This is a genomic window from Affinundibacterium macrobrachii (assembly GCF_014652415.1).
Taxonomy (GTDB): domain Bacteria; phylum Pseudomonadota; class Gammaproteobacteria; order Burkholderiales; family Burkholderiaceae_D; genus Undibacterium; species Undibacterium macrobrachii.
This window is the reverse complement of the sequence record NZ_BMYT01000001.1, coordinates 377,007-400,969: the sequence shown is the minus strand read 5'-3', so window position 1 is coordinate 400,969 and position 23,963 is coordinate 377,007. Positions and strand designations below refer to the sequence as shown.

General features: G+C 44.4%; 23 protein-coding genes. 18 read left to right on the top strand and 5 right to left on the bottom strand.

Annotated features, from left to right (window positions below; all coding sequences use genetic code 11):
* The first annotated feature begins 3 nt into the window (after window positions 1-3).
* From IE103_RS01815 to motD, 3 genes are read left to right on the top strand one after another with little or no spacing between them, the layout of a single operon-like run.
* Window positions 4-738 carry an RNA polymerase sigma factor FliA gene (locus tag IE103_RS01815; RefSeq protein WP_189344299.1) on the top strand — a complete coding sequence of 245 codons (735 nt, stop codon included), beginning with the start codon at window positions 4-6 and terminating at the stop codon, window positions 736-738.
* Window positions 720-1,469, top strand: coding sequence for a flagellar motor protein (locus IE103_RS01810; protein WP_189344298.1), 750 nt, complete (start codon window positions 720-722; stop codon window positions 1,467-1,469). The genes IE103_RS01815 and IE103_RS01810 overlap by 19 nt, the downstream gene beginning before the upstream one ends.
* Before the next feature lie 33 nt (window positions 1,470-1,502).
* Window positions 1,503-2,282 carry a flagellar motor protein MotD gene (gene motD / locus IE103_RS01805; RefSeq protein WP_189344297.1) on the top strand — a complete coding sequence of 260 codons (780 nt, stop codon included), beginning with the start codon at window positions 1,503-1,505 and terminating at the stop codon, window positions 2,280-2,282.
* 149 nt (window positions 2,283-2,431) lie between these two features.
* Here motD and IE103_RS01800 read toward each other — a convergent pair whose 3' ends face one another.
* The 3 genes from IE103_RS01800 to flgA all read right to left on the bottom strand — a co-directional run bounded on the left by IE103_RS01800 (window position 2,432) and on the right by flgA (window position 4,078).
* A complete protein-coding gene (locus IE103_RS01800; RefSeq protein ID WP_189344296.1) occupies window positions 2,432-2,926 on the bottom strand; it encodes a flagella synthesis protein FlgN in 495 nt (164 codons plus the stop codon).
* On the bottom strand, window positions 2,923-3,237 hold the full coding sequence (flgM, locus tag IE103_RS01795) for a flagellar biosynthesis anti-sigma factor FlgM (RefSeq protein WP_189344295.1): 315 nt from the start codon (window positions 3,235-3,237) through the stop codon (window positions 2,923-2,925). The genes IE103_RS01800 and flgM overlap by 4 nt, the downstream gene beginning before the upstream one ends.
* A gap of 121 nt (window positions 3,238-3,358) precedes the next feature.
* Window positions 3,359-4,078, bottom strand: coding sequence for a flagellar basal body P-ring formation chaperone FlgA (gene flgA, locus IE103_RS01790; protein WP_189344294.1), 720 nt, complete (start codon window positions 4,076-4,078; stop codon window positions 3,359-3,361).
* A 235-nt stretch (window positions 4,079-4,313) separates the two neighbouring features.
* Between flgA and flgB the strand changes: the two genes are divergently transcribed.
* The 11 genes from flgB to flgL all read left to right on the top strand — a co-directional run bounded on the left by flgB (window position 4,314) and on the right by flgL (window position 15,595).
* Window positions 4,314-4,709 carry a flagellar basal body rod protein FlgB gene (flgB, locus tag IE103_RS01785; protein WP_189344293.1) on the top strand — a complete coding sequence of 132 codons (396 nt, stop codon included), beginning with the start codon at window positions 4,314-4,316 and terminating at the stop codon, window positions 4,707-4,709.
* A 5-nt stretch (window positions 4,710-4,714) separates the two neighbouring features.
* Window positions 4,715-5,119, top strand: coding sequence for a flagellar basal body rod protein FlgC (gene flgC / locus IE103_RS01780; RefSeq protein ID WP_189344292.1), 405 nt, complete (start codon window positions 4,715-4,717; stop codon window positions 5,117-5,119).
* Between the two features lie 27 nt (window positions 5,120-5,146).
* Window positions 5,147-5,821 (top strand): flagellar hook assembly protein FlgD, encoded by a 675-nt coding sequence (locus tag IE103_RS01775; protein ID WP_189344291.1) that lies wholly within the window; start codon window positions 5,147-5,149, stop codon window positions 5,819-5,821.
* A 160-nt stretch (window positions 5,822-5,981) separates the two neighbouring features.
* The gene (flgE, locus tag IE103_RS01770; RefSeq protein WP_189344290.1) at window positions 5,982-7,328 is read left to right on the top strand and encodes a flagellar hook protein FlgE; all 1,347 of its coding nucleotides are present in this window, start codon (window positions 5,982-5,984) and stop codon (window positions 7,326-7,328) included.
* A 57-nt stretch (window positions 7,329-7,385) separates the two neighbouring features.
* Window positions 7,386-8,126 (top strand): flagellar basal-body rod protein FlgF, encoded by a 741-nt coding sequence (gene flgF / locus IE103_RS01765; RefSeq protein WP_189344289.1) that lies wholly within the window; start codon window positions 7,386-7,388, stop codon window positions 8,124-8,126.
* 119 nt (window positions 8,127-8,245) lie between these two features.
* Window positions 8,246-9,028 carry a flagellar basal-body rod protein FlgG gene (flgG, locus tag IE103_RS01760; protein WP_189344288.1) on the top strand — a complete coding sequence of 261 codons (783 nt, stop codon included), beginning with the start codon at window positions 8,246-8,248 and terminating at the stop codon, window positions 9,026-9,028.
* An 84-nt stretch (window positions 9,029-9,112) separates the two neighbouring features.
* Entirely contained in the window at window positions 9,113-9,781 is a 669-nt protein-coding gene (locus IE103_RS01755; protein WP_189344287.1) for a flagellar basal body L-ring protein FlgH, read from the top strand.
* 62 nt (window positions 9,782-9,843) lie between these two features.
* Entirely contained in the window at window positions 9,844-10,941 is a 1,098-nt protein-coding gene (locus IE103_RS01750) for a flagellar basal body P-ring protein FlgI (RefSeq protein WP_308426971.1), read from the top strand.
* A 63-nt stretch (window positions 10,942-11,004) separates the two neighbouring features.
* Window positions 11,005-11,922: a flagellar assembly peptidoglycan hydrolase FlgJ gene (gene flgJ / locus IE103_RS01745; protein ID WP_189344286.1), complete on the top strand. Its 918-nt coding sequence runs from the start codon at window positions 11,005-11,007 to the stop codon at window positions 11,920-11,922.
* Window positions 11,923-12,050: 128 nt separating this feature from the next.
* Window positions 12,051-14,369 (top strand): flagellar hook-associated protein FlgK, encoded by a 2,319-nt coding sequence (gene flgK, locus IE103_RS01740; protein WP_189344285.1) that lies wholly within the window; start codon window positions 12,051-12,053, stop codon window positions 14,367-14,369.
* Window positions 14,370-14,380: 11 nt separating this feature from the next.
* Window positions 14,381-15,595: a flagellar hook-associated protein FlgL gene (gene flgL, locus IE103_RS01735; protein ID WP_189344284.1), complete on the top strand. Its 1,215-nt coding sequence runs from the start codon at window positions 14,381-14,383 to the stop codon at window positions 15,593-15,595.
* A 132-nt stretch (window positions 15,596-15,727) separates the two neighbouring features.
* Here the strand turns inward: flgL and IE103_RS01730 are convergent, their stop codons facing one another.
* Window positions 15,728-16,525: a PP2C family protein-serine/threonine phosphatase gene (locus tag IE103_RS01730; protein ID WP_189344283.1), complete on the bottom strand. Its 798-nt coding sequence runs from the start codon at window positions 16,523-16,525 to the stop codon at window positions 15,728-15,730.
* Window positions 16,526-16,605: 80 nt separating this feature from the next.
* On the opposite strand from IE103_RS01730, the gene IE103_RS01725 reads away from it, so the two are divergent.
* The 4 genes from IE103_RS01725 to pbpG all read left to right on the top strand — a co-directional run bounded on the left by IE103_RS01725 (window position 16,606) and on the right by pbpG (window position 21,023).
* Complete coding sequence (locus IE103_RS01725) at window positions 16,606-16,806, top strand: YdcH family protein (RefSeq protein WP_186915333.1); 201 nt, start codon at window positions 16,606-16,608, stop codon at window positions 16,804-16,806.
* A 90-nt stretch (window positions 16,807-16,896) separates the two neighbouring features.
* Window positions 16,897-18,915 carry an ATP-dependent DNA helicase gene (locus tag IE103_RS01720; RefSeq protein WP_189344282.1) on the top strand — a complete coding sequence of 673 codons (2,019 nt, stop codon included), beginning with the start codon at window positions 16,897-16,899 and terminating at the stop codon, window positions 18,913-18,915.
* A gap of 64 nt (window positions 18,916-18,979) precedes the next feature.
* The gene (locus tag IE103_RS01715) at window positions 18,980-19,675 is read left to right on the top strand and encodes a nitroreductase (protein ID WP_189344281.1); all 696 of its coding nucleotides are present in this window, start codon (window positions 18,980-18,982) and stop codon (window positions 19,673-19,675) included.
* Between the two features lie 256 nt (window positions 19,676-19,931).
* A complete protein-coding gene (gene pbpG / locus IE103_RS01710) occupies window positions 19,932-21,023 on the top strand; it encodes a D-alanyl-D-alanine endopeptidase (protein WP_229827011.1) in 1,092 nt (363 codons plus the stop codon).
* Window positions 21,024-21,115: 92 nt separating this feature from the next.
* Here pbpG and glnE read toward each other — a convergent pair whose 3' ends face one another.
* Window positions 21,116-23,824: a bifunctional [glutamate--ammonia ligase]-adenylyl-L-tyrosine phosphorylase/[glutamate--ammonia-ligase] adenylyltransferase gene (gene glnE / locus IE103_RS01705; RefSeq protein WP_189344280.1), complete on the bottom strand. Its 2,709-nt coding sequence runs from the start codon at window positions 23,822-23,824 to the stop codon at window positions 21,116-21,118.
* Window positions 23,825-23,963 lie beyond the last annotated feature (139 nt).

The following is a 23,963-nucleotide window of genomic DNA, read 5'->3' as shown; positions in this document are numbered from 1 at the left end:
TTTATGTACACAGCAAGTGGTAAATCAGATAAGAATTCAATCCTCACCGAGCATGCGCCGTTGGTGAAGCGATTGGCTTATCAGTTAAAAGCCAGATTGCCTCCAAGTGTTGAAGTCGATGATTTGGTGCAGGCTGGCATGATAGGCTTGCTTGATGCCGTAAATCGCTATGAAGATAATCATGGCGCGCAATTTGAAACTTACGCGATTCAAAGAATTCGTGGTGCCATGTTAGATGAATTGCGTAGTAGTGATTGGCTGCCGCGTGGTGTTCGACAAAACATGCGCAAGATAGAAAATGCCATGAACGAGTTGCAGCAAAAACTCGGTCGTCCTCCGATGGAAACGGAAATTGCGAAACATCTTAAGTTGACGTTGGTTGATTACCAGGAGTTGCTTGGCGAAAGTGGTGGGCATCAACTTTTGTATTATGAAGATTTTCATGATGCAGATACCAAAGAACATTTCCTTGATCATTTTTGCAATGATGACCGTCAAGGAGATCCGCTACAAGATCTATTGCACGGCGATTTTCGTGATGCGGTGGTGTATGCGATCAATAGCTTGCCAGAGCGCGAAAAGCTATTAATGGGTCTGTATTACGAGCAAGAATTAAATTTGAAAGAGATCGGCGCGGTGATGGGAGTTTCTGAATCTCGCGTTTCACAATTACACAGCCAGGCAGTTGGCCGGCTTCGTGCATCATTAAGGGAGCGGGCGTGGACCGGGCTAGCTTAATTGGTATTATTCTTGTTGTTACGGGCATCCTCTCTGGGCAGTTGCTGGAAGGTGGTCAACTGTCTTCATTGGTTCAACCAGCCGCGTTTGTGATTGTCGTGGTTAGTACCATCGGTGCGGTTTTGCTACAAAGTCGCATGTCCACTTTTATTCGCGGCATCAAACTATTGAAGTGGATAGTTTTGCTGCCTGAAGATAAAAGTCGGAAAAACGTCCAAGACGCCTTGGTCTGGAGTGTCGTTGCAAGACGTGAGGGATTCCTGAGTTTGGAGCGGTATATCGATTCTGTTAAAGATCCATTTATCGAGAAGGGTTTGAAACTAGTTGTCGATGGAATCGATCCTGAACGAATCAAAGATGTCTTAGATGTCGATATTTCTTTTTATGAAATGGAGCAACGCCAAGCTATCAAGATTTGGGACGCCGCGGGTGGTTATGCGCCAACAATTGGTATTCTCGGTGCTGTGCTTGGTTTGATTCATGTGATGGAAAATTTAACCGACCCAAGTAAGCTTGGGAGTGGGATCGCGGTCGCATTTGTCGCAACGATTTACGGCGTCGGTTTAGCTAACTTATTTTTCCTCCCGATTGCAAACAAGCTTAAGGAAATTGTTGGTAAAGAAGTGGTTAGAAGAGAAATGCTGGCGGATATTTTTTATAGCATTGCTCAAGGTGATAGCCCAAGAATTGTGGAAGAGCGTTTGTCTAATCACAAGTCTAAAGTGATCTAAAGAACGCGGTAACTCAAACGAGAAATAGACAAGATGGCACGTAAAAAGTATCAGGAAGAAGCAGATAACCATGATCGATGGTTAGTTTCTTATGCTGACTTTATGACTTTGCTTTTTGCGTTCTTTGTTGTGATGTATGCGATATCTTCTTTGAATGAAGGCAAGTATCGGGTTTTGTCTAGTTCATTGACCGGCGCTTTTGGTTCTAATGTGGTGATTGCCGCGGGTGAAATTCCCGACCTGAAAAAACATCAAACAGCTGTTATCGATACCTTGCCTTTAATCCGTCCACGAAATGCGGAACCTTTAAAAAAAGAGCGCGAAAAAATGACCCAAGTCGCTCGTGACATTATGGGTGTGTTGGAGCCATTGGTGCGCGAGGGTAAAGTTCGAGTAACGCAGACAAGTCGTGGTGTTTCGATTGAAATTAACGCGAGTTTGTTGTTTGCACAAGGCGAAGCGAAGTTAAATACTGACTCTTTAGAGGCACTAAAGGCGATCGCAGAAGTACTCAAATTAGACAGCCACTCAATTCAAGTAGAAGGATTTACCGATAACTTACCGATTAGAAATTCCACTTTTCCATCGAACTGGGAGTTATCTGCAATGCGAGCAAGCACAGTTGCTCGATTGTTTATGGAAAACGGCGTAGACGAAAATCGTATTACCGCTGTTGGTCAGGGACCTAAATTTCCAGTTGGATCGAATGAGACTGCAGAAGGTAGAGCTCGAAATAGGCGAGTGGCAATTACGATTTTAGCGGTGTTACCAGAGACGCCTGTCGATATTCCTGTAACACAAGTTCAGCGTTAATCGGTCGCATTTCACTTCGAGTTTTAAGCGCTTACATCATCAAGGAACACGCAAGTCGTTCAGGTAAGCGACTTAGATGCTCAGGTATTTAAAATTGAATTTTGGTGCGCCGAAAATTTGTAGCCTCTACACTGAGAGGCGTAGTTTGATTAGCCTGCGACGATGCCGCGACCAGTATTTGATTTGATCTTCGATTGACCATCGGCTCCATACATGGAGCCAGCCTGATGGGCGCTACCGCTTTGAAGTATGTTTAACGCAGCTTGATTTTTGCTAAGCTGGCGATTAATTAATAATCCGTTATTTTTGTTTTGCTCTTGCGCAGTGCCTGATAGTGATAGCAATGATTGCCACGCATTGGTCAATTCTACATTGCTCGAATTAGCGGCAAACAATTGACGCATGCCATCAGCATCGTTGCTAAGTCCTAGCTGTTGCATTGCTTGCCCACGACTTTTCTCGAGTTCAACTACTTTACTCAATAGTTGATTCTTATTCGGTGTAATAGTTTCTAATTTTTCAGATTCATTATTGATCAATACCTGCTGCTCTTCTTCTAGAAGTTGCACCAAGGACTGCATTACATCAATTTCATTGTTGATGATTTGCTGTATTTGGGCGGTATTGTTCAATGTTTGATTCATGTTGGTTGTCTTCTGGCGTTAAGTAAATCTTTGACAGTTTCAAGTAGTCCGTCAGCGACCTTTTCCGCATCAACTTGGAAACGGCCTTCAGCGATAGCTAATTTAATTTCTTCTACTTTCTTAGCTTCAAATACTGCTCCACTTGCTTGCGTGCGTTGCATCGTTTGCAATTGAACAGACATTGGAGAAATCTGTACGCTAATGGAAGGTGTTGTTGCGACCTTTGCATTATCGCCAGCTTTGTCCGCGCGTGGCGCTGGTGGACTACTTGGTAGTCCTTGGGTTGCATTTAGCGAATCATTAATTTTCACGATGTTACCTTTGAGGTTGGATTGACATACATCTACACTCTGTATAACGGCTCGCTTATTTTAAACTTTAATCTTATTTCAGTAATTATGAATTTGCTTGCGTTGTTTCCTATTTTTGTCTTTATTGAATTTCAATAAAGCCACCTGCGCGGGCGACTCCACTCACAATCACACCGGAAGCAGTTTTTGCCCGCGTTACTTGCCCTTCGTTTGCATTATTAATGGCGACAGCGTCGTTTGATACACGAAAGCCAGGTCCTTCACTAATTATTTTGATGCTTTGTCCCTGTTGGATAACCGGTATCGATTTAAACATGTCGTTTCTAAAGCTTGTCCCCGCGGGATAAGCAGATTGCATGGTTTTTCCGATTACCTTATCAATTGTTAAAGCCGTGCCAGGGGCTAAGCTGCTGACTTCACCGCGCATGGTGATGATATCTTGTTCATTGATCTTCTGGCCTGCGCTTACTGGATTCTTTGTCACATAGTAGTCACCGAAAACGCGAACTTGTGCTGCAACATAAACAGTCCAAGATTTCGGCGAAGCACATCGAACGCCAACGGTGATTTTTCCCCATGCCTTTGTGCCCGACGGAAGAAAAGCTTTGAGTTCTTCACAATTTTGTAATTTTAGGCGGGCGTCAATCGGCTTTACGGTGATTTCTGTATCCGCAGGAAGTTGATTCGTTTGTGATCTTAAGAAACTCTCAACTTCTTTGGAAATTGCGTTCGACTGAAAATTTGTATCAATCGATTGCGCGATTGAACTAGCTGAAATAAATAGTCCAAATATCAGCGCAATGTGATTTCTTAAACGAAGTAATTGGTGACAACGGCGCATCGGTATTTCCTCTTCATTACTTTGTTTGCATCAAAAGTGAATTTGTTTCCTAAGCATTGTAGGACGATGGCAAGAACTCGATTGGAAGAATAGGTGGGTTTTTTGGGGTTTTATCGCCAGATCAAAACATATTTATTCCAACTAATATGCACATTAAGCAAAACCGTCACGCGTTTTAATGGCATAAATAAAATGGCATCAACAGGCACGGTTGTTATCTAAATCTGGAGTATTTATGAACAAGCTAGACGATTACATGCGCTTTCATCAGCTAGCGTTATCCGTGCGAGGCCAACGTCAGCAATTGTTGGCATCCAATATCGCGAATGCAGATACGCCAAATTATAAAGCGCGTGATGTGGATTTTGGTGCTGCGATGAATGCTGCTTTGTTAAAAACAAATAATGCCAGTGATTTGAGTAAAACAGTTGAAGCGCACATGAGTCGTGCTGGTACGGTTGCAGGATTGCCGCCAGCGTTTCGCCCTGAAGTTCAAGGCAATGTGGACGGAAATACGGTTGATATGGATGTCGAACGAAATGCATTTACAGAAAATGCGCTTCGTTATGAAGCGAGTCTCACCATGATTAATATGCAAATCAAGGGGCTCTTGTCGGCGATACAAGGATAAATATTATGTCTCTATTTAAAATTTTTGATGTATCTGGTTCGGCAATGAGTGCGCAAGCACAGCGATTGAATGTGGTCTCGAGCAATCTCGCGAACGCGGACAGTGTGACCAGCTCAAATGGACAGGCTTATAAGGCCAAGCAAGTTGTATTTAGCGCGATTCCAACATCGAACGCTGCAGCAACCGCGGTAAAAGTGACGCAGGTGGTGGAAGATCCCAATCCCCCCAAAATGATGTATGACCCGAAGCATCCATTAGCGGACGCAAAGGGATATGTAGCAATGCCCAATGTGAACGTCGTTGAAGAAATGGTCAATATGATTTCCGCCTCACGTTCTTACCAAACGAATGTTGAAACCATGAATGCAGCCAAGTCGATGTTATTGAAGACTTTGAGCATCGGCCAATAACGCAAAGCGCGTAGAGAGGTTAGGGAAATGAGTACGATTAATACACAAACGCAGGCTGTTGATCCTGCTTTATTAACGACAATGAACGGGGCGCGAGCTACCAAAAGTGCGACGCAGGAAGCGCAAGATAAGTTTATGACTTTGCTTGTAACACAGATGAAAAATCAAGATCCGCTGAACCCCTTGGATAACGCGCAAATTACTAGCCAATTGGCACAACTCTCGACTGTCACTGGAATTGATAAGTTGAATGAAACCATGACGGCGATGAGTGGCAATTTTAGAAGTAGCCAGAACTTACAAGCAGCGTCCATGATTGGTCACGGTGTGGTGGTGCCAGGTAACAATGTGGAATTGAAAGATGGGAAATCTGTGTTGGGTTTTGATTTGCCTCAGAACGCTGACAAGATTCAAGTCAAGATTCGAGATCAGGGCGGCGCTTTAGTAAAAACTCTCGATTTCACCAACATGACGAGTGGTTTTAATTCGGTTAGTTGGGATGGTAAGAACGAAGCTGGAACGGTTGCGGCAAATGGAAATTATAGTTTTGAGGTGACTGCCAATTCTGGCGAGAAAAAGTTGGATGTGGCGCCCTTGAGTTTCGGTTTGGTTTCCAGTGTCTCGTTTGGTACGCAGGGAACGATGTTAAGTATTTTGAATACTGGTGAAGTAGCAATGTCTGAAGTTCGCCAGATTTTCTAAGCAGCGAATTTATTTTCTGTGAATGTATCTTTTTAGGTTATCGCCGTATTCGGTATTTAGTGCTAGTGCAATCAATTAATGCGGGAATTTTTTGTTTGGGTGGTTTTAGGTGATGGATTCCATTGTCTGAACTTTCTTTCCAAAGTAGAGGAGAAGTGTCATGAGTTTTCAACAAGGTTTAAGTGGATTAAATGCCGCATCTAAGTCGCTCGATGTCATCGGAAATAATATTTCTAATGCAAATACGGTTGGCTTTAAAATGGCTCAGGCACAGTTTGCCGATGTGTTTGCAAACTCGCTTAGCGGTGCTAGTGGTGGTGGCGCTGGGATTGGTGTGAAGGTTCAAACAGTAGCGCAGTTGTTCACTCAAGGAAATATCACATCAACCAATAATCCCTTGGATATCGCGATTAATGGGGCAGGCTTTTTTCGTATGTCGACAAATGGAGCGATTACTTACAGCCGTAATGGTCAATTCTCACTTGATAAAGATGGTTACATCGTGAACGGACAAGGTGCACAATTAACCGGATACGCGGCGGATTCAAATGGTGTTTTATCTACAGGTGCTGCAGTTCCTTTGAATATTAATACTAGGGATATCGCGCCAAAAGAAACTGATAGTGTTAAAGCGCTGTTGAATCTTGACTCTCGTGCATTAGTACCGGGGACGCAGTTGCCAGTTGCCACTCCACCAGTGATTACACCGATTGCATTTTCATTGACTGACCCACTGTCTTACAACAATGCTACCTCTGTTGCTGTATTTGACAGCCTAGGTAACTCACATGTGCTGCAGACTTTTTTCGTTCGTCGAGATCCAGCTACCGCGCCGTTGACTGCACCAGCCACTTCTGAGTGGGATGTTTACGCAGCCGTAGATGGTGTTCGTGTTCCAGCAGCTCCTGCTGCGCCAGCGACGCAAGTGCCAATTGGCAAAATTGGATTTGATAATATGGGTAAGTTAACAGTTGCGACATCGGTGCTAGCAGTCCCTGCTACAGATCCTAATGCGATCGCAATTGCTATTCCAGTAGGCACTGGTGCTGTAACACCAATTTCAACGCCGACTGTATTGTTTGATTTCACTGGGACTACACAATTTGGTGCGGCTTTCAGTGTCAACTCCATTAAACAAGATGGCTATACGTCAGGAAAACTTTCTAAATTTAATACTGCAAAAGATGGCACCATCGTCGGTAGCTATACCAACGGCAAAACCGCTGTTCTAGGACAGGTATCACTGGCAAACTTTACTAACGCAAATGGTTTGCAATCCTTAGGTGATAACCAATGGACAGAAACTGCCACATCAGGTGCAGCCCTAGTTGGGCCACCAGGCACAGGCAGTATGGGTGTGTTGACTTCAAATGCAACAGAAGATTCAAACACTGATTTAACTGGTGAGTTGGTGAACATGATTACTGCACAGCGCGTCTACCAAGCAAATGCGCAGACGATTAAAACGCAGGATCAGGTTTTGCAGACCTTGGTGAATTTACGTTAATGGTTTTTGATTTTTAGTGCTTTGAATTGATGCTTTGAATGGGGCTGGAGAACTGCGATGGATCGACTAATTTATACCGCTATGACAGGAGCGAAACATATCCTCGAACAGCAAGCGACGACATCGCACAATCTGGCCAACGCAACGACCACAGGTTTTCGAGCGCAAATTGATTCTTTTCGATCTGTACCTGTGATTAGTGAGGGTTTGCCAACGCGCGCGTTTGTTGTTGATGCAACCGTTGGTACTGATTTTTCCAGTGGTAGTTTGCAAAATACCGGACGCGATTTAGATGTTGCCATTCAAGGTAAGGGATGGCTAGCGGTGCAGGCAGAAGATGGTACCGAAAAGATGACGCGTCATGGTAGTTTGAAAATCAGTGAAAACGGAGTTTTGCAAACCCATAATGGACTCATTGTGATGGGTGATGCGGGACCGATCACGATTCCACCAGAGGTAACGATTGCGATAGCAAAAGATGGTACGGTTTCTAGTGTTCCTATGGGGACTAAGCCAAACGCTGTGCAAGTAATTGGTCGACTGAAATTGGTAAATCCGCCAGAGGCGAATTTAGTACGTGACGCTGATGGTCTATTTAAAACAAAAGATGGAGTGCCACCGGTGGCCGATGCGAATGTTGCTGTTGCTGGCGGGATGTTAGAGGGCAGCAATGTCAATGTGGTTGAATCGATGGTGACGATGATTAATCTCGCGCGTCAATTTGAAATGCAGATGAAATTGTTGACGAATGCGGAGAGTAACGCCACAAAAGCCAGTCAGATCCTCGCTTTGAGTTGAGATTAAATGCTGCACAATGAAGCATGCTTGGTGATTCTGGTTTCATGCAATTTTGTACGAGCGAAATCGGTGTAAGTGTAAGTAAAGGCAATTAGATTGAAAATGAACTGGAGAATCAAATGATACGCTCATTGTGGATTGCAAAAACTGGTCTGGATGCACAACAGACTCAGATGGATGTGATAACGAATAACTTAGCGAACGTGAGCACCACTGGGTTTAAGCGTTCACGCGCGGTATTTGAAGATCTCTTGTATCAAACAATCCGTCAACCTGGAGCGCAGAGTTCGCAACAAACGCAATTGCCTTCGGGTTTGCAATTGGGGGTAGGTGTTCGGCCGGTCGCTACAGAAAGAATTTTTACCCAAGGTAATTTGCAACAAACGGGAAACAGCAAAGACTTGGCGATTAATGGACAAGGCTTTTTTCAAGTCTTGATGCCTGATGGTACTACCGGTTATACGCGTGACGGTTCATTTCAAGTCGATAATCAAGGGCAAATGGTGACCTCTAGCGGATTTGTTATTCAACCCGCAATTACGATCCCAGCAAATGCACAATCGATCACAGTCGGGCGTGATGGAACGGTATCAGTGACTCAGCCCGGCTCTACCGCACCAGTACAAGTTGGATCAATACAGTTGGCAACTTTTATCAACCCGGCTGGATTAATGAGTTTGGGTGAAAATCTTTATGTGGAAACCGCAGCATCAGGCAATCCTGGAACCAATGCTCCAGGCACTAATGGTGCTGGATTATTGGTGCAATCCTTTATTGAAACGTCGAATGTGAATGTTGCCGAAGAATTGGTGAGTATGATTCAGACGCAAAGAGCGTACGAAATCAATAGTAAGGCAATCACTACCTCTGATCAGATGTTACAGAGATTGTCTCAATTGTGATCGCGACTTGAACCAATTTTTCTTTCTATTCGTTTTCGATTGGATCAACGAATTTAGATTGATGGTGTAGTAAGAAAGTACAAAATGAAAACCCTGAAACTGTCTTCTCTGATAATTTTGCTGTCAACTATCTATGGGTGCAGCACAACGCCTCCTGCTATCGTGCATCAATCAGGTGTGGTGCATTCGCAGAGCGCAAAAAACCAAAGAGAAGCAAATGGTGCGATTTTTCAAGCGGCTAGCTATAGACCTCTATTTGAAGACGTGAAAGCACGTATGGTTGGAGACGTGTTGACGATTGCCATTAGCGAAAATACCTCGGCGACCAAAGCAGCGGGTGCTTCTGGCAGTAAATCTGGTAGCGCGGCATTCGCAGCGCCGACGATTCTTGGCATTCCAGCCACGACGACTGCGAAAGCCTCAATTTCAACTAGTGCTTCGACTAAGTTTGATGAAAAAGGGGCGGAGACTGCGAGCAATTCATTCACTGGAACGATCGCTGCTACGGTGATCGAAGTTCTGCCGAATGGTAATTTGTTAGTCAGTGGCGAAAAACAAATCGCTTTTAATAAGGGCGCGGAGTTTGTGCGTTTTTCTGGCGTGGTGAATCCACAAACGATTACCGCGGCAAATCAAGTTTCGTCGACACAAGTTGCTGATGCGCGCTTTGAATATAGATCAACTTCACGCGTCGATTTGGCCGAGGTCAATTCATTGTTAACTAGATTCTTCCTCAGTGTCTTGCCGTTTTAATCTGAGAGTCACTTATGAACAGGTTTAAAAAGTTAGATTTGCACAAACTTCAACGTAGCTTGATGGTTTGCACTATGCTAGTTTTGATGTTTGGATTGATGTCGAATTTCCCAGCTAAAGCCGAACGTTTGAAAGATTTGGCCGGCATCCAAGGTGTTCGTCAGAATCAATTGATGGGTTATGGTTTGGTCGTTGGTTTGGATGGGAGTGGTGATCAAACCACGCAAACTCCTTTTACTGTGCAGAGCATTATTAGCATGATGCAGCAGATGGGCGTGACAATTCCGGTTGGCACCAGTCTGCAATTAAAAAATGTCGCCGCTGTAATGGTCACTACCTCTTTGCCACCATTCGCTCGCCCTGGGCAAACTCTAGATATCACCGTTTCGTCGATGGGCAATGCGAAAAGTTTAAAAGGCGGGACTCTTTTAATGACGCCGTTAAAAGGTGCGGATAATCAAATTTATGCCATGGCGCAAGGTAATATTTTGGTCGGTGGTGTTGGTGCTTCTGCCAACGGTAGTCAAACGCAGGTGAATCATTTAAGTGTTGGCAAAATTTCAGGCGGTGCGACGGTAGAGCGTGCGGTGCCATCACCGATCGGACATGGAAACACAATCCAGTTAGAACTCAACACGGCAGACTTCTCCACCGCTAGTCGCGTGGTGGAAGCAATCAATAACAAGTTTGGTGCTGAAACTGCCGCAGCAGTGGATGGTCGTGTGATACAAGTGAAGGCGCCGATGGTGAATGATCAACGCGTCGCTTTCTTAGGCGCTTTGGAGAGTATCGAAGTTACGCCTGCGCAGACTGCAGCAAAGGTGATTTTGAATGCACGTACTGGTTCTATCGTGATGAATCAATCTGTTAGCTTGGAAACCTGTGCAGTCGCTCACGGTAATTTGAGTGTCGTGATTAATACTGACAATGCGGTGAGTCAACCAAATTCGCTCAGTAACGGGCAGACAGCAGCAACAGCGAACTCGAATATTTCTATTACCAAAGAGGGTGGAAAATTATTGATGTTGAATGCTGGTGCATCATTGGCTGATGTCGTGAAGGCCTTGAACTCAATCGGCGCAACGCCACAAGATCTTTTGGCTATTTTGCAGGCGATGAAATCCTCAGGCGCTTTGCGTGCTGAGTTGGAAATTATTTAAGACAGAGCTGAGTTTAGTTCGTAGCATTAACTACAGAACCCGAAGTGCAGAAAAGGTGAAGTAATGATTGGTCGTGCCGATTTATCTGAAAAGCTTGCTTTTGATAGCAAGGGGCTAGATGCATTGCGACATGCGTCTAAGGATAATTCGCCTGAGGGATTGAAAGCAGCTGCCACACAATTTGAAGCCTTATTTGTTAGCATGATGCTCAAGTCTATGCGTGAAGCGGGAAGCCAAGACGGTATGTTCGATAATGAACAAAGTCGTATGTACACTTCCATGCTTGACCAACAGTTATCTCAGAAAATGGCAAGTCGTGGCATTGGGCTTGCCGACGCGATGGTTCGTCAATTATCAAATAACGCAATGACGCAAGCCTTACAAGCCGATAGCCCGGCCTCGCCACCGTTGGCCTTAGGTGGCTTGGGTGGGGTAAATCAATACATCCAGCAGCAAAATTTCGCTACAAGATCTGAACAGATCATGCAGTCAACCACAGGCATTGAATCGAATTCGAATGCTCGTCACGTGCAGGAATTCACGCGAAAACTAGGCGCGCATGCCGAGTTGGCTAGCCAAGGAACTGGAATTCCTGCGAAATTCATGTTGGGTCAAGCGGCTTTGGAATCCGGTTGGGGTAAGCACGAAATAAAAGCATTGGACGGCTCTACAAGTCATAATGTGTTTGGAATAAAGGCGACAGGCAACTGGAAGGGCAGAACTGTGGATGCAATGACCACGGAATACATCAATGGCGTTGCTTATCAAAAGGTCGAGAAATTCCGTGCTTATGATAATTATAGTGATGCATTTAAAGATTATGCGAAACTGATTCGCGATAATCCACGTTATCAATCGGTAATTCAAAATGGCGGAGATGCTTCGCAATTTGCACATGCTTTACAAAAGGCTGGCTATGCAACAGACCCTCAATATGCTCAAAAATTAACGAAAGTGATACAACAATCGTTTTCTGGATGATTTGGCGTGGTTAAATTATTCACATATTAAAGTTTTCCTGTTATGACCCGTTACCACAAGAGTCGGAAGCGGGGAAAAGATTTTCTTCGCCAACGCGTTAAATTACATTTGAGTGAATAGGTTGAATTATGGGTACCAATATTCTGGGAATTGGGCAAAGCGCATTGGCGGCTGCACAGATGGGCATCGCTACGGCTGGACATAATATCGCCAACGTCAATACTCCTGGCTATAGTCGTCAAATTATGCTGCAGAGCGCAGCTGCGGCACAAAACGTCGGTGGTAGTTTCATCGGTCAAGGTACAGTTATCGGAGAGGTAAGACGTATTTATAATGAATTCATTGGCCAACAGGTTAATGCGACGCAGTCATCTCAAAATTATGCTGCAGCCTATTTAAATCAGGTGCAGCAAATTAATAACTTGGTTGCTGATCCGGCTGCGGGTATTTCACCAGCCATGCAAGAATTTTTTAGTGCTATCCAAAATTTGGCGGCGAGCCCAAACGGTACCGCTGGTGCGGCGGCACGTCAAGCGGTGCTATCTAATGGCGCATCGCTTGCATCTAGAATCAAGGGGATGGGGGCTCGACTTGATCAAATTTCTGACGATGTAAGTAATCGAATTGGCCAAACAGTAACGGGCATTAATGGTTATGCGCAGCAAATTGCCGATTTAAATGACTCCATTGAGACTGCACAATCAGTCTCAGGTGGTGCTGCACCTAATGATTTGCTGGACATGCGTGACAATGCTGTTACCGAATTAAGTAAGTTGGTGAGTGTCTCCGTTGTAAATCAAGGTGGAAAATATAATATTTTTATGGGAACAGGGCAGCCGTTAGTGCTTGGTGCTACGGTGAACGTGCTTCAACCTACAAACTCACTGACTGATCCAAGTCGACTCCAAGTTTCGTATGAGAGCAATGGCGCTTTAATTCAACTCAATGAGAAAAATATCACAGGTGGCGAGTTGGGTGGTTTGTTTGCGTTCCGCTCAAATACTCTGGACACCGCGCGTAATTCTCTTGGGCGGGTTGCTGTTTCGATTGCGACGGAATTTAATGATCAACATAAGCTCGGTCAAGATTTAAATGGTCAAGTGGGTAATGATTTTTTCTCAATTTCAGGCCCATCGTCGACCCCCAGCGGACTTAATCTGAGTACGGCTAATATGGCCGTTACTTATTCTGACGTTGGTGCGTTGACCACGAGCGATTATCGTGTGCAATACTTGGCTGGTGTTGGTCCTGCACCAAATTATTACAAAATTACGCGTGTTTCCGATGGTAGTGTACAGACTTCGGAAACGTTGCCTGCAGTGGTCGATGGATTGAGTTTCAATCTTGCTGCTGTGGGATCTCCCCCTGCGGTTGTTACACCAACCGTAAACGATGAATTCATGGTTAGGCCAACCGCTTTAGCGGCTTCGTCCATTAGTTTGGCGATCACTGATATCTCAAAGATTGCGGCAGCTACTCCAGTAACGACAAGTTTGCCGAGTACTAATTTGGGTAGTGGTAAATTCAGTACTGGTGTCGTGACGTCTGCGGTTGCTACGACGAGTAATTCCGCCACTGCGGCGATTGGCTCCGTAACTGTCGGTGATTCATATAAAAGTTCAACTTTAGCTTCGCCTTTAAATTTGACGTTTGCCACTGCGCCCAATAGCCTTGCAGGCTTTCCGATTGGTGCATTGGTTTCTGTTACAAATGGCGGTGTGACTTCTAACTATCAAGTCGCAGCGGTAGCAGCGCCCGCAGCAACCCCGCCTCAGGTTGTGAACGTACCATACACAAGTGGTGCGACCGTGACCTATGGCGGAGTCAGCTTTGTGATTAAAGATAATCCAGCGGCGCCAAGCGCAGGCGACACCTTTACGCTTGCCAGTTCTTTGCCGATAACGCCGACGACTTTAACTTACAACTCAGCGGGCAATAATTTCACTGGATTTCCAGCCAATGCCAACGTTACCGTCAAAAATGGTAATACAACGACTTCGTATGTGGCAGGCTCTCCGATTCCCTACATTGAAGGTTCAACAATTAGTTTTAATGGCTTGAGTTTTAATGTCTCTGGTGCGTATGCAAATGGTGATGTAGTTAAAATTACAGGGAACCCTTCGGGTTCGGGTGATAACCGTAATGCAGGTTTATTGGCAGGGCTTCAAACAAAAAATACCATGGCATCTGGAACAACAAGCTTCCAAGGTGCGTATGGGCAGTTTGTCAGCAATGTTGGTAATAAAGCGAGCGAGATGATTGTTACGACCAAAGCGGAGACCAATTTATTAGCGCAAGCCTTGAAAGCGCAACAATCTGAGTCTGGCGTCAATTTGGATGAAGAAGCGGCAAATCTTTTGCGTTATCAGCAGGCTTATCAAGCAGCGGGGAAATTAATGCAAATCGCAAGTCAATTATTTGACGCATTGTTGGCTTTAGGAAGGTAAAAGGGATCGTTATGCGTATCAGTACGAATACAATTTATGAATCAGGCGGAGCGCGCATAAGTGATTTGCAAGTTAGCTTGAATAAAACGCAGCAGCAAATTGCCGCAGGTCGGCGCATTTTGAATCCTTCCGATGATCCAATTGGTTCGGCTCGTGCCTTGGTGATTACGCAAACTGATGCGGTGAATGATCAGTATGCAGTGAATCGGAAAAATGCGACCAATACGTTAAGCATTGCGGAAGATACCTTAAGCAATGTGACTACCGTTTTGCATAATGTTAAAACTTTGATCGTCAGTGCTGGCAATGGCACTTTGACGGATCAAGAGCGGGGGTATATTGCAAACGAATTGCAGGGCAGTCTAGATCAGTTGTTTGGTTTTGCAAATGCTACTGACGGTACAGATGGCTATCTTTTTTCGGGTTACTCTTCCACTATCGCTCCATATACCAAGACGCAAGGTGGCGCTCAATACAATGGTGATCAAGGACCGCGCCTTTTGCAGGTCGATACATCCCGACAAATCCCGATTAGTGAAGTTGGGTCAGCGGTATTTGGGAATATTCGAACTTCCAACGGGCAGTTTAATGTACGCCCAAATCCGTCGAATGTTGGGCAGGTAGTTGCGACAGCGGCGATTAATGTTCCAACCACAGCCAATCTCACCGGTAATAACTATGAGGTTGAATTTGATGGTGCAGCAGCTAACTTTACGATTACAAATAAGACGACTGGCGTGGTAGTGGTGCCGGCTACGCCTTATACAAGCCCGCAAACAGTCACTGTCGATGGTATGGACATTACCTTGACAAACACGCCGGGGGCACCTGGTCCGAATGATAAGTTTTCAATTCAACCGGGTAATCAAAACGTGTTTGAAACAATCACAGACTTGATCAATACCTTGCGTGCACCTGCTGGAACAGTGCCTCAGAAATTGGAGTTGACCGCCAATTTGAGTCAAGCAAATTTAAATATTGACAAATCTTTGTCCAATGTTTTGTTGGCACGTACCAACTTGGGAACTTCGTTGAAAGAGCTTCAGAACTTGAATGAAGCAGGTGATAGCATGGGCGTGATCTACAAGCAGGAGTTGTCAGCACTCCAAGATCTTGATTATGCGAAAGCGATTACTGAGTTAAATCAGAATCAAGTTGTTTTGCAAGCGGCGCAGCAATCATTTATCAAGACTTCGTCTCTATCCCTATTTAACTATCTAAACTGATCGTATTTGAAACCAAGACTTGAAGTTGCATTTGTCTTTTGATGCTTGCTGCTGTCAGATCGTCATTGCTAAGAAGTCTTGTCAAACCTTGAAAAAAGCCTCGTCAAATCATATTTGCGAGGCTTTTTTATCTTAAATCGCTCTAGTCATTTTCTCAGCGACATACGTTTTTTGTTCCACTGGCGGCGGGACTAGTTTGACGATTGCGAATGAGACGTTATCTCCTTGAGAGTTCGCACGATCACGGGCTTTCTTAATCAGTAGCTCAGAGGCTTGGCGAGGTGTGCTTGCGCCAACCGCGACAGATAGTTCGATGTCGGCAAAGTAATGCCATAGTCCATCTGAACATAATAAGAATGAATCACCCGCTGTTAAGTTGTCTTTTTCACCAAAAGTAACGTAAGGTATTGCATTTTTTGAGCCGAGAACATTCACCAGTACGTTTGACATCTTGTGCGTTTTTGCTTCCTCTTCCGTGATCGAACCCTCATCAACTAAACGCTCTACGTACGAGTGATCTCGTGTTCTTTCTGCAAAATTAGGACCATCGAAACGATACATTCTGGAGTCGCCTACATGTGCCCATACTGCCTTTTGAGGGGAGATGACAACGGCAACAAATGTACTATGTGGCTCTTTTTCTGAAGATACAGCCGATAACTTAATAACTGTATGTGCTTCGTGAACGATCGCCTCTAGCATCTTACGGATGTCATTACCTGGAAAAAATTCATCGAACAGCATTTTTGCTGAGCGTATAACTTGTTCTGCTGCGATGGCGCCGCCACTTTTTCCACCCATACCGTCAGCAACGACGGCCATCATGTGTCCAGGGGCATGTGGTGCAGCAAAAAGTGCGACGCGGTCTTGTTGTTCTTTACGATCACCGATATGTTGAGCGGTGCCTGCTTCGATCTTATATTGGCTCATACGTCGTGGTAGATTACACTAGTCGGAAATTCTGGATTTTTTTAATTAAACTTGCTGTATTTTACTCGTTCTTAAAGCTTATGGACCATACAAATCAAATTCGCATGCGTATTTGTGAATTAGAAGTTGAACATCGAGATCTTGATTCGGTGATTGAGGCAATTGTGAAAGACCCAAATCACGATGAGTTACAATTGCGCCGCTTGAAAAAAAGGAAGCTACAATTAAAAGACTATATTGCGCTACTGAAGATGCAATTGTCGCCCGATATTCCAGCCTAATGGATCTTAATTGGCATGCCAGATCGCAAAACAAGAATAACTTTATTGTCCTCTGAGCATGCACCGTGTTGTATTTGAATGTACTGAATTTTGACTGAACATAACTTAACATTGAATGATTCTGGCATTCATGATTCTGAAGTAGAGCGAATTTTTGGCGATAGTGGATTATTAAGCGCATCGATTCAAGGATACCGTTCTCGTCAGGCGCAAATCGAAATGGCGCAAGCAATCGCACAAGCCATCGCTGGTCAAAAAACGCTATTGGCCGAGGCTGGCACTGGCACCGGCAAAACTTTCGCTTATCTGATTCCAGCTTTGCTATGGGGCGGGAAAGTGATCGTCTCAACAGGCACGAAAAATCTACAAGATCAGTTGTATCTGCGTGATATTCCAACCATCAAAAAAGTTTTAAAGGCGCCAGTCTCTGTCGCCTTATTGAAGGGGCGTGCAAATTATCTGTGTCATTTCCATTTGGAACGGACATTGCAAAATGGGAGATTAACCACGAGAGAAGATGTTGGCTATCTGCGTGATATTTCACGATTCATTAAAACAACCAGTAGTGGCGATAAGGCAGAGTTAGCACGCGTGCCTGAATCCGCATCCGTCTGGAGTTTGGTGACATCGACAAAAGATAATTGTATGGGCTCGGAGTGCCAGTATTATCAAGACTGTTTTGTGATGAAGGCGCGAAAAGAAGCGCAGCAAGCCGATGTGGTAGTCGTCAATCATCATCTGTTTTTTGCAGATTTAGCTTTGAAAGATACTGGGATAGCCGAGTTATTGCCATCGGCAAATACCGTAATTTTTGATGAGGCACATCAACTACCCGAGACCGCGACTTTGTTTTTTGGCGACACTATTTCAACTTCGCAGATTTTGGAACTTTGTCGTGATGCGTTGGCGGAAGGTCTGTCGCATGCACGCGATGGTGCGGAATGGGCAAAAATTGTCGCCCCTGTAGAGCGAGCTGCACGCGATTTGCGTTTATCGTTTCCACAAGATTCGATTCGACTATCGTTGCAACAAATTGCGCCATCGAGCGAGTTTTTCCCCAATTTAGAAACGCTTAAAGATAGTTTGGGTGATTTGATTCAAGTTTTAGAGAAGCAAGCCGAGCGAGCAGAAACCATAGAGCAGTGTCGAGTTCGGGCGATTGATTTGCAAGATCAATTAGATAATTGGAAAGAACTTGCACCTGATTCTAAGGAGGCGAAAGGCAAACCAGAGTGCGTACTTTGGGTAGAAGCATATTCGGTTTCCTTACAATTACATCGCACGCCATTATCGATTGCTCCGATTTTTAACAAGCAAAGAGAAGGTGTTCCGCGCACTTGGATTTTCGCTTCTGCTACTATGGCGGTGAAGAATGACTTTAGTCATTACGTCTCACAAATGGGATTGTGGGACGAACCTGCACGAACTTGGCCTAGTCCGTTTAATTACCAAGAGCAGGGCGTTTTATACGTGCCTGAAGGAATGCCGCAACCAAACTCAAGAGAGTACACAGACGCGGTTGTTGATGCGGCTCTGCCTGTAATTGAAGCCGCCGGCGGTCGAACATTTTTGCTCTGTACCACAAACAAAGCGGTTAAACATTGTGCAGAAAGATTGAAAGATGAGTTCACGCAACGTGGCTTAGATTTTCCTTTGTTTGTACAAGGTGACGCAGGCCGTACTGAATTGTTAGATCGATTTCGCGCAGCTGGCAATGGTGTGCTCATTGGTTCACAGAGTTTCTGGGAAGGTGTGGATGTTCGTGGTGAGGCTTTATCTTTAGTTGTGATTGATAAACTTCCTTTTGCGCCACCAGACGATCCGGTATTGGCAGCGCGTATTGAAGCGATGGAAAAGAAGGGTTTAAATGGTTTCGTGCATCATCAACTTCCAGAAGCCATCATTAATCTGAAGCAAGGTGCAGGCCGCTTGATCCGAGATGAAACAGATCGTGGGGTACTCATGATATGTGATCCTAGATTGATTTCTAAACCTTATGGCAAGCGTATTTGGCAGAGCCTTCCTGCGTTTGCGCGCACCCGTGAGTTAGCCGTGGTGTTGAAGTTTTTCGCTAACTTGGCGCAGACAAGATCAAGTGCATCAGAATAATCTGAAGTAACGTGATCGTTTACTATTCAATGTATCTAGGCCGAAATTTTTGGAGTGAATAAATATGATTTCAAATGTTGTTCAAGAAACAGTTGATCAAGTCATTCGATCACGTCGCTCGCTTAGAGCATTTTTAGATACGCCTATTGCGAAAGAAGATATTCTAGCCATACTTGAGGTGGCTGCACGCGCGCCGTCTGGAACCAATACGCAACCTTGGAAAGTGTATGTGTTAACAGGTCATCGATTGAAACAATTGTCTGCAAAGATTTTGTCCGCACATAACGATCCAGAAGTCGCCAAGCAACATACGGAAGAGTATAAGTATTACCCGGTCGAATGGCGCAGTCCTTATATTGATCGTCGACGTAAAGTTGGATGGGATTTATATGCCTTGCTCGGGCTTGGTCGCGAAAATAAAGCAGGGATGCATGCGCAGCACGGTAGGAACTATCAATTTTTCGATGCACCAGTTGGATTCATTTTTACCATTGATCGCATTATGGAGCAGGGCTCATGGTTGGATTACGGAATGTTTCTACAAAATGTGATGTTGGCAGCAAAGGCACGGGGTCTCGATACTTGTCCGCAAGCAGCGTTTACTCAATACCATAAGCTTATTCAAGCGGAACTAGAGTTGTCTGCGGATGAAATGGTGGTATGTGGAATGTCTCTAGGCTTTGCAGATATGAGTAAAGTAGAGAACACATTGCAAACAGAGCGTGCGCATGTCGATGAGTTCGTTCATTTTTTTGACTAATGTCGATTTCTAGTAATGATTTGTTGAATCGTTAAATTGTTGAAACGACTGTTAAGCGTTTTTATTTATTTGTGGACGTAATTGCTGAGTAGATTCTTAAGGTGATATATAAAATTTATACTATTTCCTTATTTTTGATTCAAAACTGAAGATTTCTATTGAGGATGTGTCGCTAAGTCTTTAATTCTCTTGCGAATTATCAAGAATTTGCTACACTTCGTTCCGTTAGGAAATTTTTCGCCTCAAGGAGTAATACATGGTTGCACTACGTTTGAAGTCCATGGTGAAATCAATGTTTGGTTTTTCGGTAAACAAATCTGTTTTATCAACGATTTTACTCGCCTCAGTATTTTCAGTTTCACAGGTAAGTGCTGCAGCAGATACACAGGTACGCGCAAAGAAAAGCAGCGTAAAAAAGTCGAGTGTGACGCAAGTAAGTTCGTCAAAAGTCAAAAAAAATGTAAAGCGTAATAAGCAGGTCGCGCTTGCTAGCAAATCTAAAAAAACAATCAAATCAAAGAAAGTAGTTCGCACTGCTGCGATCGTCAATGATGGTCCTAGCACTGGTGACGCTGTCGGTCTAAAGCAGTCGAAAGATGCTTTATCTCTGGCTTCAAATGCGGCATTCGTTGTAGATCAAGATAGTTCTGCTGTTTTGTTCGAGAAAAATGCGGAAGTTTCTTTACCGATCGCATCGATTACCAAGCTCATGACGAGTTTGATCGTGGTGGAAGCAAAGCAAGATCTTGATGAAGTAATTGAGATCACGACGGACGACCTTGATAGAGAAAAAGGAACAGGCTCACGTTTGGCAATTGGTGCTAAGTTGTCTCGCGCAGATTTGTTGCATATCGCCTTAATGAGTTCTGAAAATCGCGCGGCGTCTGCGTTGGGTCGTAGTTATCCAGGTGGGCTACCAGCATTTGTGGCAGCGATGAATGCGAAAGCAAAACAGTTAGGTATGCACGACACGCATTATGTCGACTCTAGTGGATTATCAAGTAAGAATGTGGCGAGCGCGCGTGATCTAGTGAAACTAATTAATGCCGCTTATCAATACCCAATCATTCGTGAGTATTCAACCGATACAAAGTATGTGGTAAATCCAAAAGGAAAACGCTTACTTGAATACGGTACGACGAATCATTTAGTAGAAAAATCTGACTGGAATATTGGCTTACAAAAAACCGGCTATATCGCAGAAGCAGGACGATGCTTAGTGATGCAGGCAATTATTGAAGGCCGTGCCGTGGTGATGGTCTTTTTGGATTCTAAAGGTAAATATTCTCGACTTGCAGATGCCAGCCGCGTGAAAAAATTGATTCAAGGCATGCGACCACAGGCTTGAGTTTTCGTGAATTTTTGCTAGTTAGATCCATCAAAAGGCTTTGCTCCGCAAAGCCTTTTTTGTTTCTGAAAGAAACAATCGAGTCTGATGAATTATTCGAATAAAGCGTCCCACAATGCCTCACTGAATTTGACCGCTCCTAGAACTTTTTCTGGTTGCACCCGTGCACGCTCTTCTCCTTGGAGGCGTATATTGTGTTGATATTTTCGAAGCAGGCGGTAGCTGTTCGCGGTTTCTGTAGCGAGATTACTGTCGATTAGTCCAAGTTTGCCGCACAGATTGAGTAGCGCGATATTACCTATGTTGCCTGTCAGTTCTGGGTGTTCGTGGGCATACTTTAAAACCAGATATTGCACCATGAATTCGATATCGATCATGCCGCCGTGATCATGTTTTAGATCAAATAATTCGCTACGATTTGGATTGGCGTCGCGCATTTTTTTGCGCATATTGGCAACTTCTGATTTTAATACCGCGGCATCTCTTGGTAATCGTAAAACCTTTTCTCGTATTTGTTCAAATTGTTGACCAATTGATTCATCGCCAGCACAAAAACGTGCTCTAGTGAGCGCTTGGTGTTCCCATAACCATGCGGACTTTTCTTGGTATTTCTCGAAAGCTTGAACTGAAGAGACCATCAATCCGCTGGCACCATCTGGGCGCAATGCGATATCAATATCAAATAAGATTCCTGAAGAAGTGTGAGTTGTCATCCAAGTGATAAAGCGTTGCGCTAATTTTGCGTAGGATGCAGGCGCATCTTGGTCATCATCGTCGTAAAGGAAAATCAAATCAAGATCAGAAGCATAGCTGAGTTCTTTCCCACCTAACTTTCCGTATGCGATCACTGCAAATTTCGGTGTTTCTCGATGTCTGCTGGCGATGGTTTTCCAAGCGGCCTGAACTACCGCTTCTACAATGATGTCAGCTAGTTTGGAAAGTGAATCGGCTAGATGCTCAACGCTTACTTTGCCTTCAAGATCTTGTGCCAATAGTCGGAATAGAAGAGCGTGATGTAACTCACGCAAGCTATCAAGTTGTGCCTCGACATCGCCTTGTTGTTCATGCATGGTCGTTGCTACTTCGGCGCTAAATGCATTCCAGTCTGGCGCTTGGTGCAGCACCGATTCGTCTAATAATTCATCGAGCAAAATTGGGTGCCGACTGAGAAATTTGGCAGCCCAATCACTCGCGCTCATCATCCTAATGACGCGCCTGAATGCATGTGGAAATTCGCTCAGTAAGGAAAGGTAAGCAGTGCGTCTAGCAATATGCTCCATAAAATCAAGTAAGCGATGTACGGTGTTAGCTTGCCCTTCAGTTTGCTGCGAAATTATTTTTAGAGCACTATGAATTAAGGCGGCAAGTTTTTCCTTACTGCTTTCTGGCAAGGCTTGCATTTTTGCTGATTGCCAAGTGGCAGTCAGACGTTGCGTGACATCATTTAAATCATCGAATTCAAGTGTTTGCAGATAGGCGGTTATGGTTTCATTAGCGTCGCTGGCGGACATGGTGGTTGTGTTAATTACTTCATCTTCTTGTTCGGATTTGTCTTTGAAAATTGCATCGAATTGTTCTGCGACAAATTGCATATGAGGGAGTAAAACCTGATTGAGCGATTCGATATCGGCATATCCCATCATTTGCGCAACGATCTTTTGATCGTCTTGGTTTGCTGGAAATATATGTGTCTGCGCATCGTCCAGATATTGCAATCGATGTTCGACATCACGCAGGAAAATATACGCTTGCATTAGGCGTTCAACCAGGTTTGCTTCGAGAATTCCCTTATCTGCTAAGGTTCTCAGCGTGGTGCGGGTTGATCGGTCTCGCAGCACCGCTTCGCGTCCTCCTCGTATCAATTGAAATACTTGTGCTAAAAATTCGACTTCACGTATGCCGCCTCGACCTAGTTTGACATTAATGCCGCGCTCTGGGTGTCTGGTTTCTTGCCGAACTACCTCCGCGCGAATTTGATGATGCATATTACGCAAAGAATCAATCACGCCGTAGTCGAGATAGCGCCGATAAACGAAAGGGAAAATGATTTTTTCTAATGCTGCGATGTGCTCAGGTTTGCCAGTGATCGCCCGCGCTTTGACCCAAGCGTAGCGTTCCCATTCTCGTCCTTGTACCAAGAAATAATCTTCAACCATGCCAAAACTGGCAACTAAGGGGCCAGAATTACCGTTCGGGCGCAAGGCCATATCGACGCGGAATGAAAATCCATCCTCAGTAATTTCTGAGATCGCGGCGATCAGTTTTTTCCCTAATCGACTAAAGAATTCGTGATTGGACAAGCTGCGTTGCCCGTTCTTCGCATCGGTGTCGCCATTTTCGCTATAACAAAAAATAAGATCGATATCTGATGACACATTGAGTTCATGCCCCCCGAGTTTGCCCATACCAAGCACGATTAATTCTTGCGCTTCGCCACTTTCTTCTCCAAGTGGTGTTCCATGTGTTTCTACCATTTCAGACATCAATTGTTGAAGATGCGTTTGAATCACAAAGTCGGCAAAGTCACTAATCGTACTGATGACTTCATTTAAGTCCGCGGCACCATTCAAATCGCGCTTAATTAAACCTGCCAGAACCAGATTGCGTAATCGCCGCATCGCCGCATTCAGTGAGGCGCCTTGTTGTATTTCGTTTTGTAAAATTTCTGTAAAAGAATGCCTGCTCAAGGCGGAGTGCGATATATTCTCAAGCTCTTGATGTCGCTTGTCCTTTGCATTAAGCCAACGTGTTACAAAACGAGAGTGATCGTGGGACACGTATGGTTTTGAGTGGATATTCATGAAGTTGATTTGAAAGATATCGAGGCGAGAAATTTTAAAAATGACATAGTTGTCGAGCCACAGCAGGAAATACAGGAACACATGTAAAACTATACTTTGCTGCATAGCACCGTAAGCTTATTTGAAAAAACGCAAATCT

Bases quoted from the DNA above. Each gene is read 5' to 3' on its own strand.
- flgA (WP_189344294.1), bottom strand. From the start codon at position 4,078: ATGCGCCGTTGTCACCAATTACTTCGTTTAAGAAATCACATTGCGCTG.
- flgJ (WP_189344286.1), top strand. From the start codon at position 11,005: ATGATTGGTCGTGCCGATTTATCTGAAAAGCTTGCTTTTGATAGCAAG.
- IE103_RS01725 (WP_186915333.1), top strand. From the start codon at position 16,606: ATGGACCATACAAATCAAATTCGCATGCGTATTTGTGAATTAGAAGTT.
- IE103_RS01800 (WP_189344296.1), bottom strand. From the start codon at position 2,926: ATGAATCAAACATTGAACAATACCGCCCAAATACAGCAAATCATCAAC.
- flgC (WP_189344292.1), top strand. From the start codon at position 4,715: ATGTCTCTATTTAAAATTTTTGATGTATCTGGTTCGGCAATGAGTGCG.
- flgK (WP_189344285.1), top strand. From the start codon at position 12,051: ATGGGTACCAATATTCTGGGAATTGGGCAAAGCGCATTGGCGGCTGCA.
- flgF (WP_189344289.1), top strand. From the start codon at position 7,386: ATGGATCGACTAATTTATACCGCTATGACAGGAGCGAAACATATCCTC.
- IE103_RS01775 (WP_189344291.1), top strand. From the start codon at position 5,147: ATGAGTACGATTAATACACAAACGCAGGCTGTTGATCCTGCTTTATTA.
- flgL (WP_189344284.1), top strand. From the start codon at position 14,381: ATGCGTATCAGTACGAATACAATTTATGAATCAGGCGGAGCGCGCATA.
- IE103_RS01730 (WP_189344283.1), bottom strand. From the start codon at position 16,525: ATGAGCCAATATAAGATCGAAGCAGGCACCGCTCAACATATCGGTGAT.
- pbpG (WP_229827011.1), top strand. From the start codon at position 19,932: ATGGTTGCACTACGTTTGAAGTCCATGGTGAAATCAATGTTTGGTTTT.
- flgB (WP_189344293.1), top strand. From the start codon at position 4,314: ATGAACAAGCTAGACGATTACATGCGCTTTCATCAGCTAGCGTTATCC.
- IE103_RS01750 (WP_308426971.1), top strand. From the start codon at position 9,844: ATGGTTTGCACTATGCTAGTTTTGATGTTTGGATTGATGTCGAATTTC.
- IE103_RS01755 (WP_189344287.1), top strand. From the start codon at position 9,113: ATGAAAACCCTGAAACTGTCTTCTCTGATAATTTTGCTGTCAACTATC.
- motD (WP_189344297.1), top strand. From the start codon at position 1,503: ATGGCACGTAAAAAGTATCAGGAAGAAGCAGATAACCATGATCGATGG.
- IE103_RS01715 (WP_189344281.1), top strand. From the start codon at position 18,980: ATGATTTCAAATGTTGTTCAAGAAACAGTTGATCAAGTCATTCGATCA.
- glnE (WP_189344280.1), bottom strand. From the start codon at position 23,824: ATGAATATCCACTCAAAACCATACGTGTCCCACGATCACTCTCGTTTT.
- flgE (WP_189344290.1), top strand. From the start codon at position 5,982: ATGAGTTTTCAACAAGGTTTAAGTGGATTAAATGCCGCATCTAAGTCG.
- flgG (WP_189344288.1), top strand. From the start codon at position 8,246: ATGATACGCTCATTGTGGATTGCAAAAACTGGTCTGGATGCACAACAG.
- IE103_RS01815 (WP_189344299.1), top strand. From the start codon at position 4: ATGTACACAGCAAGTGGTAAATCAGATAAGAATTCAATCCTCACCGAG.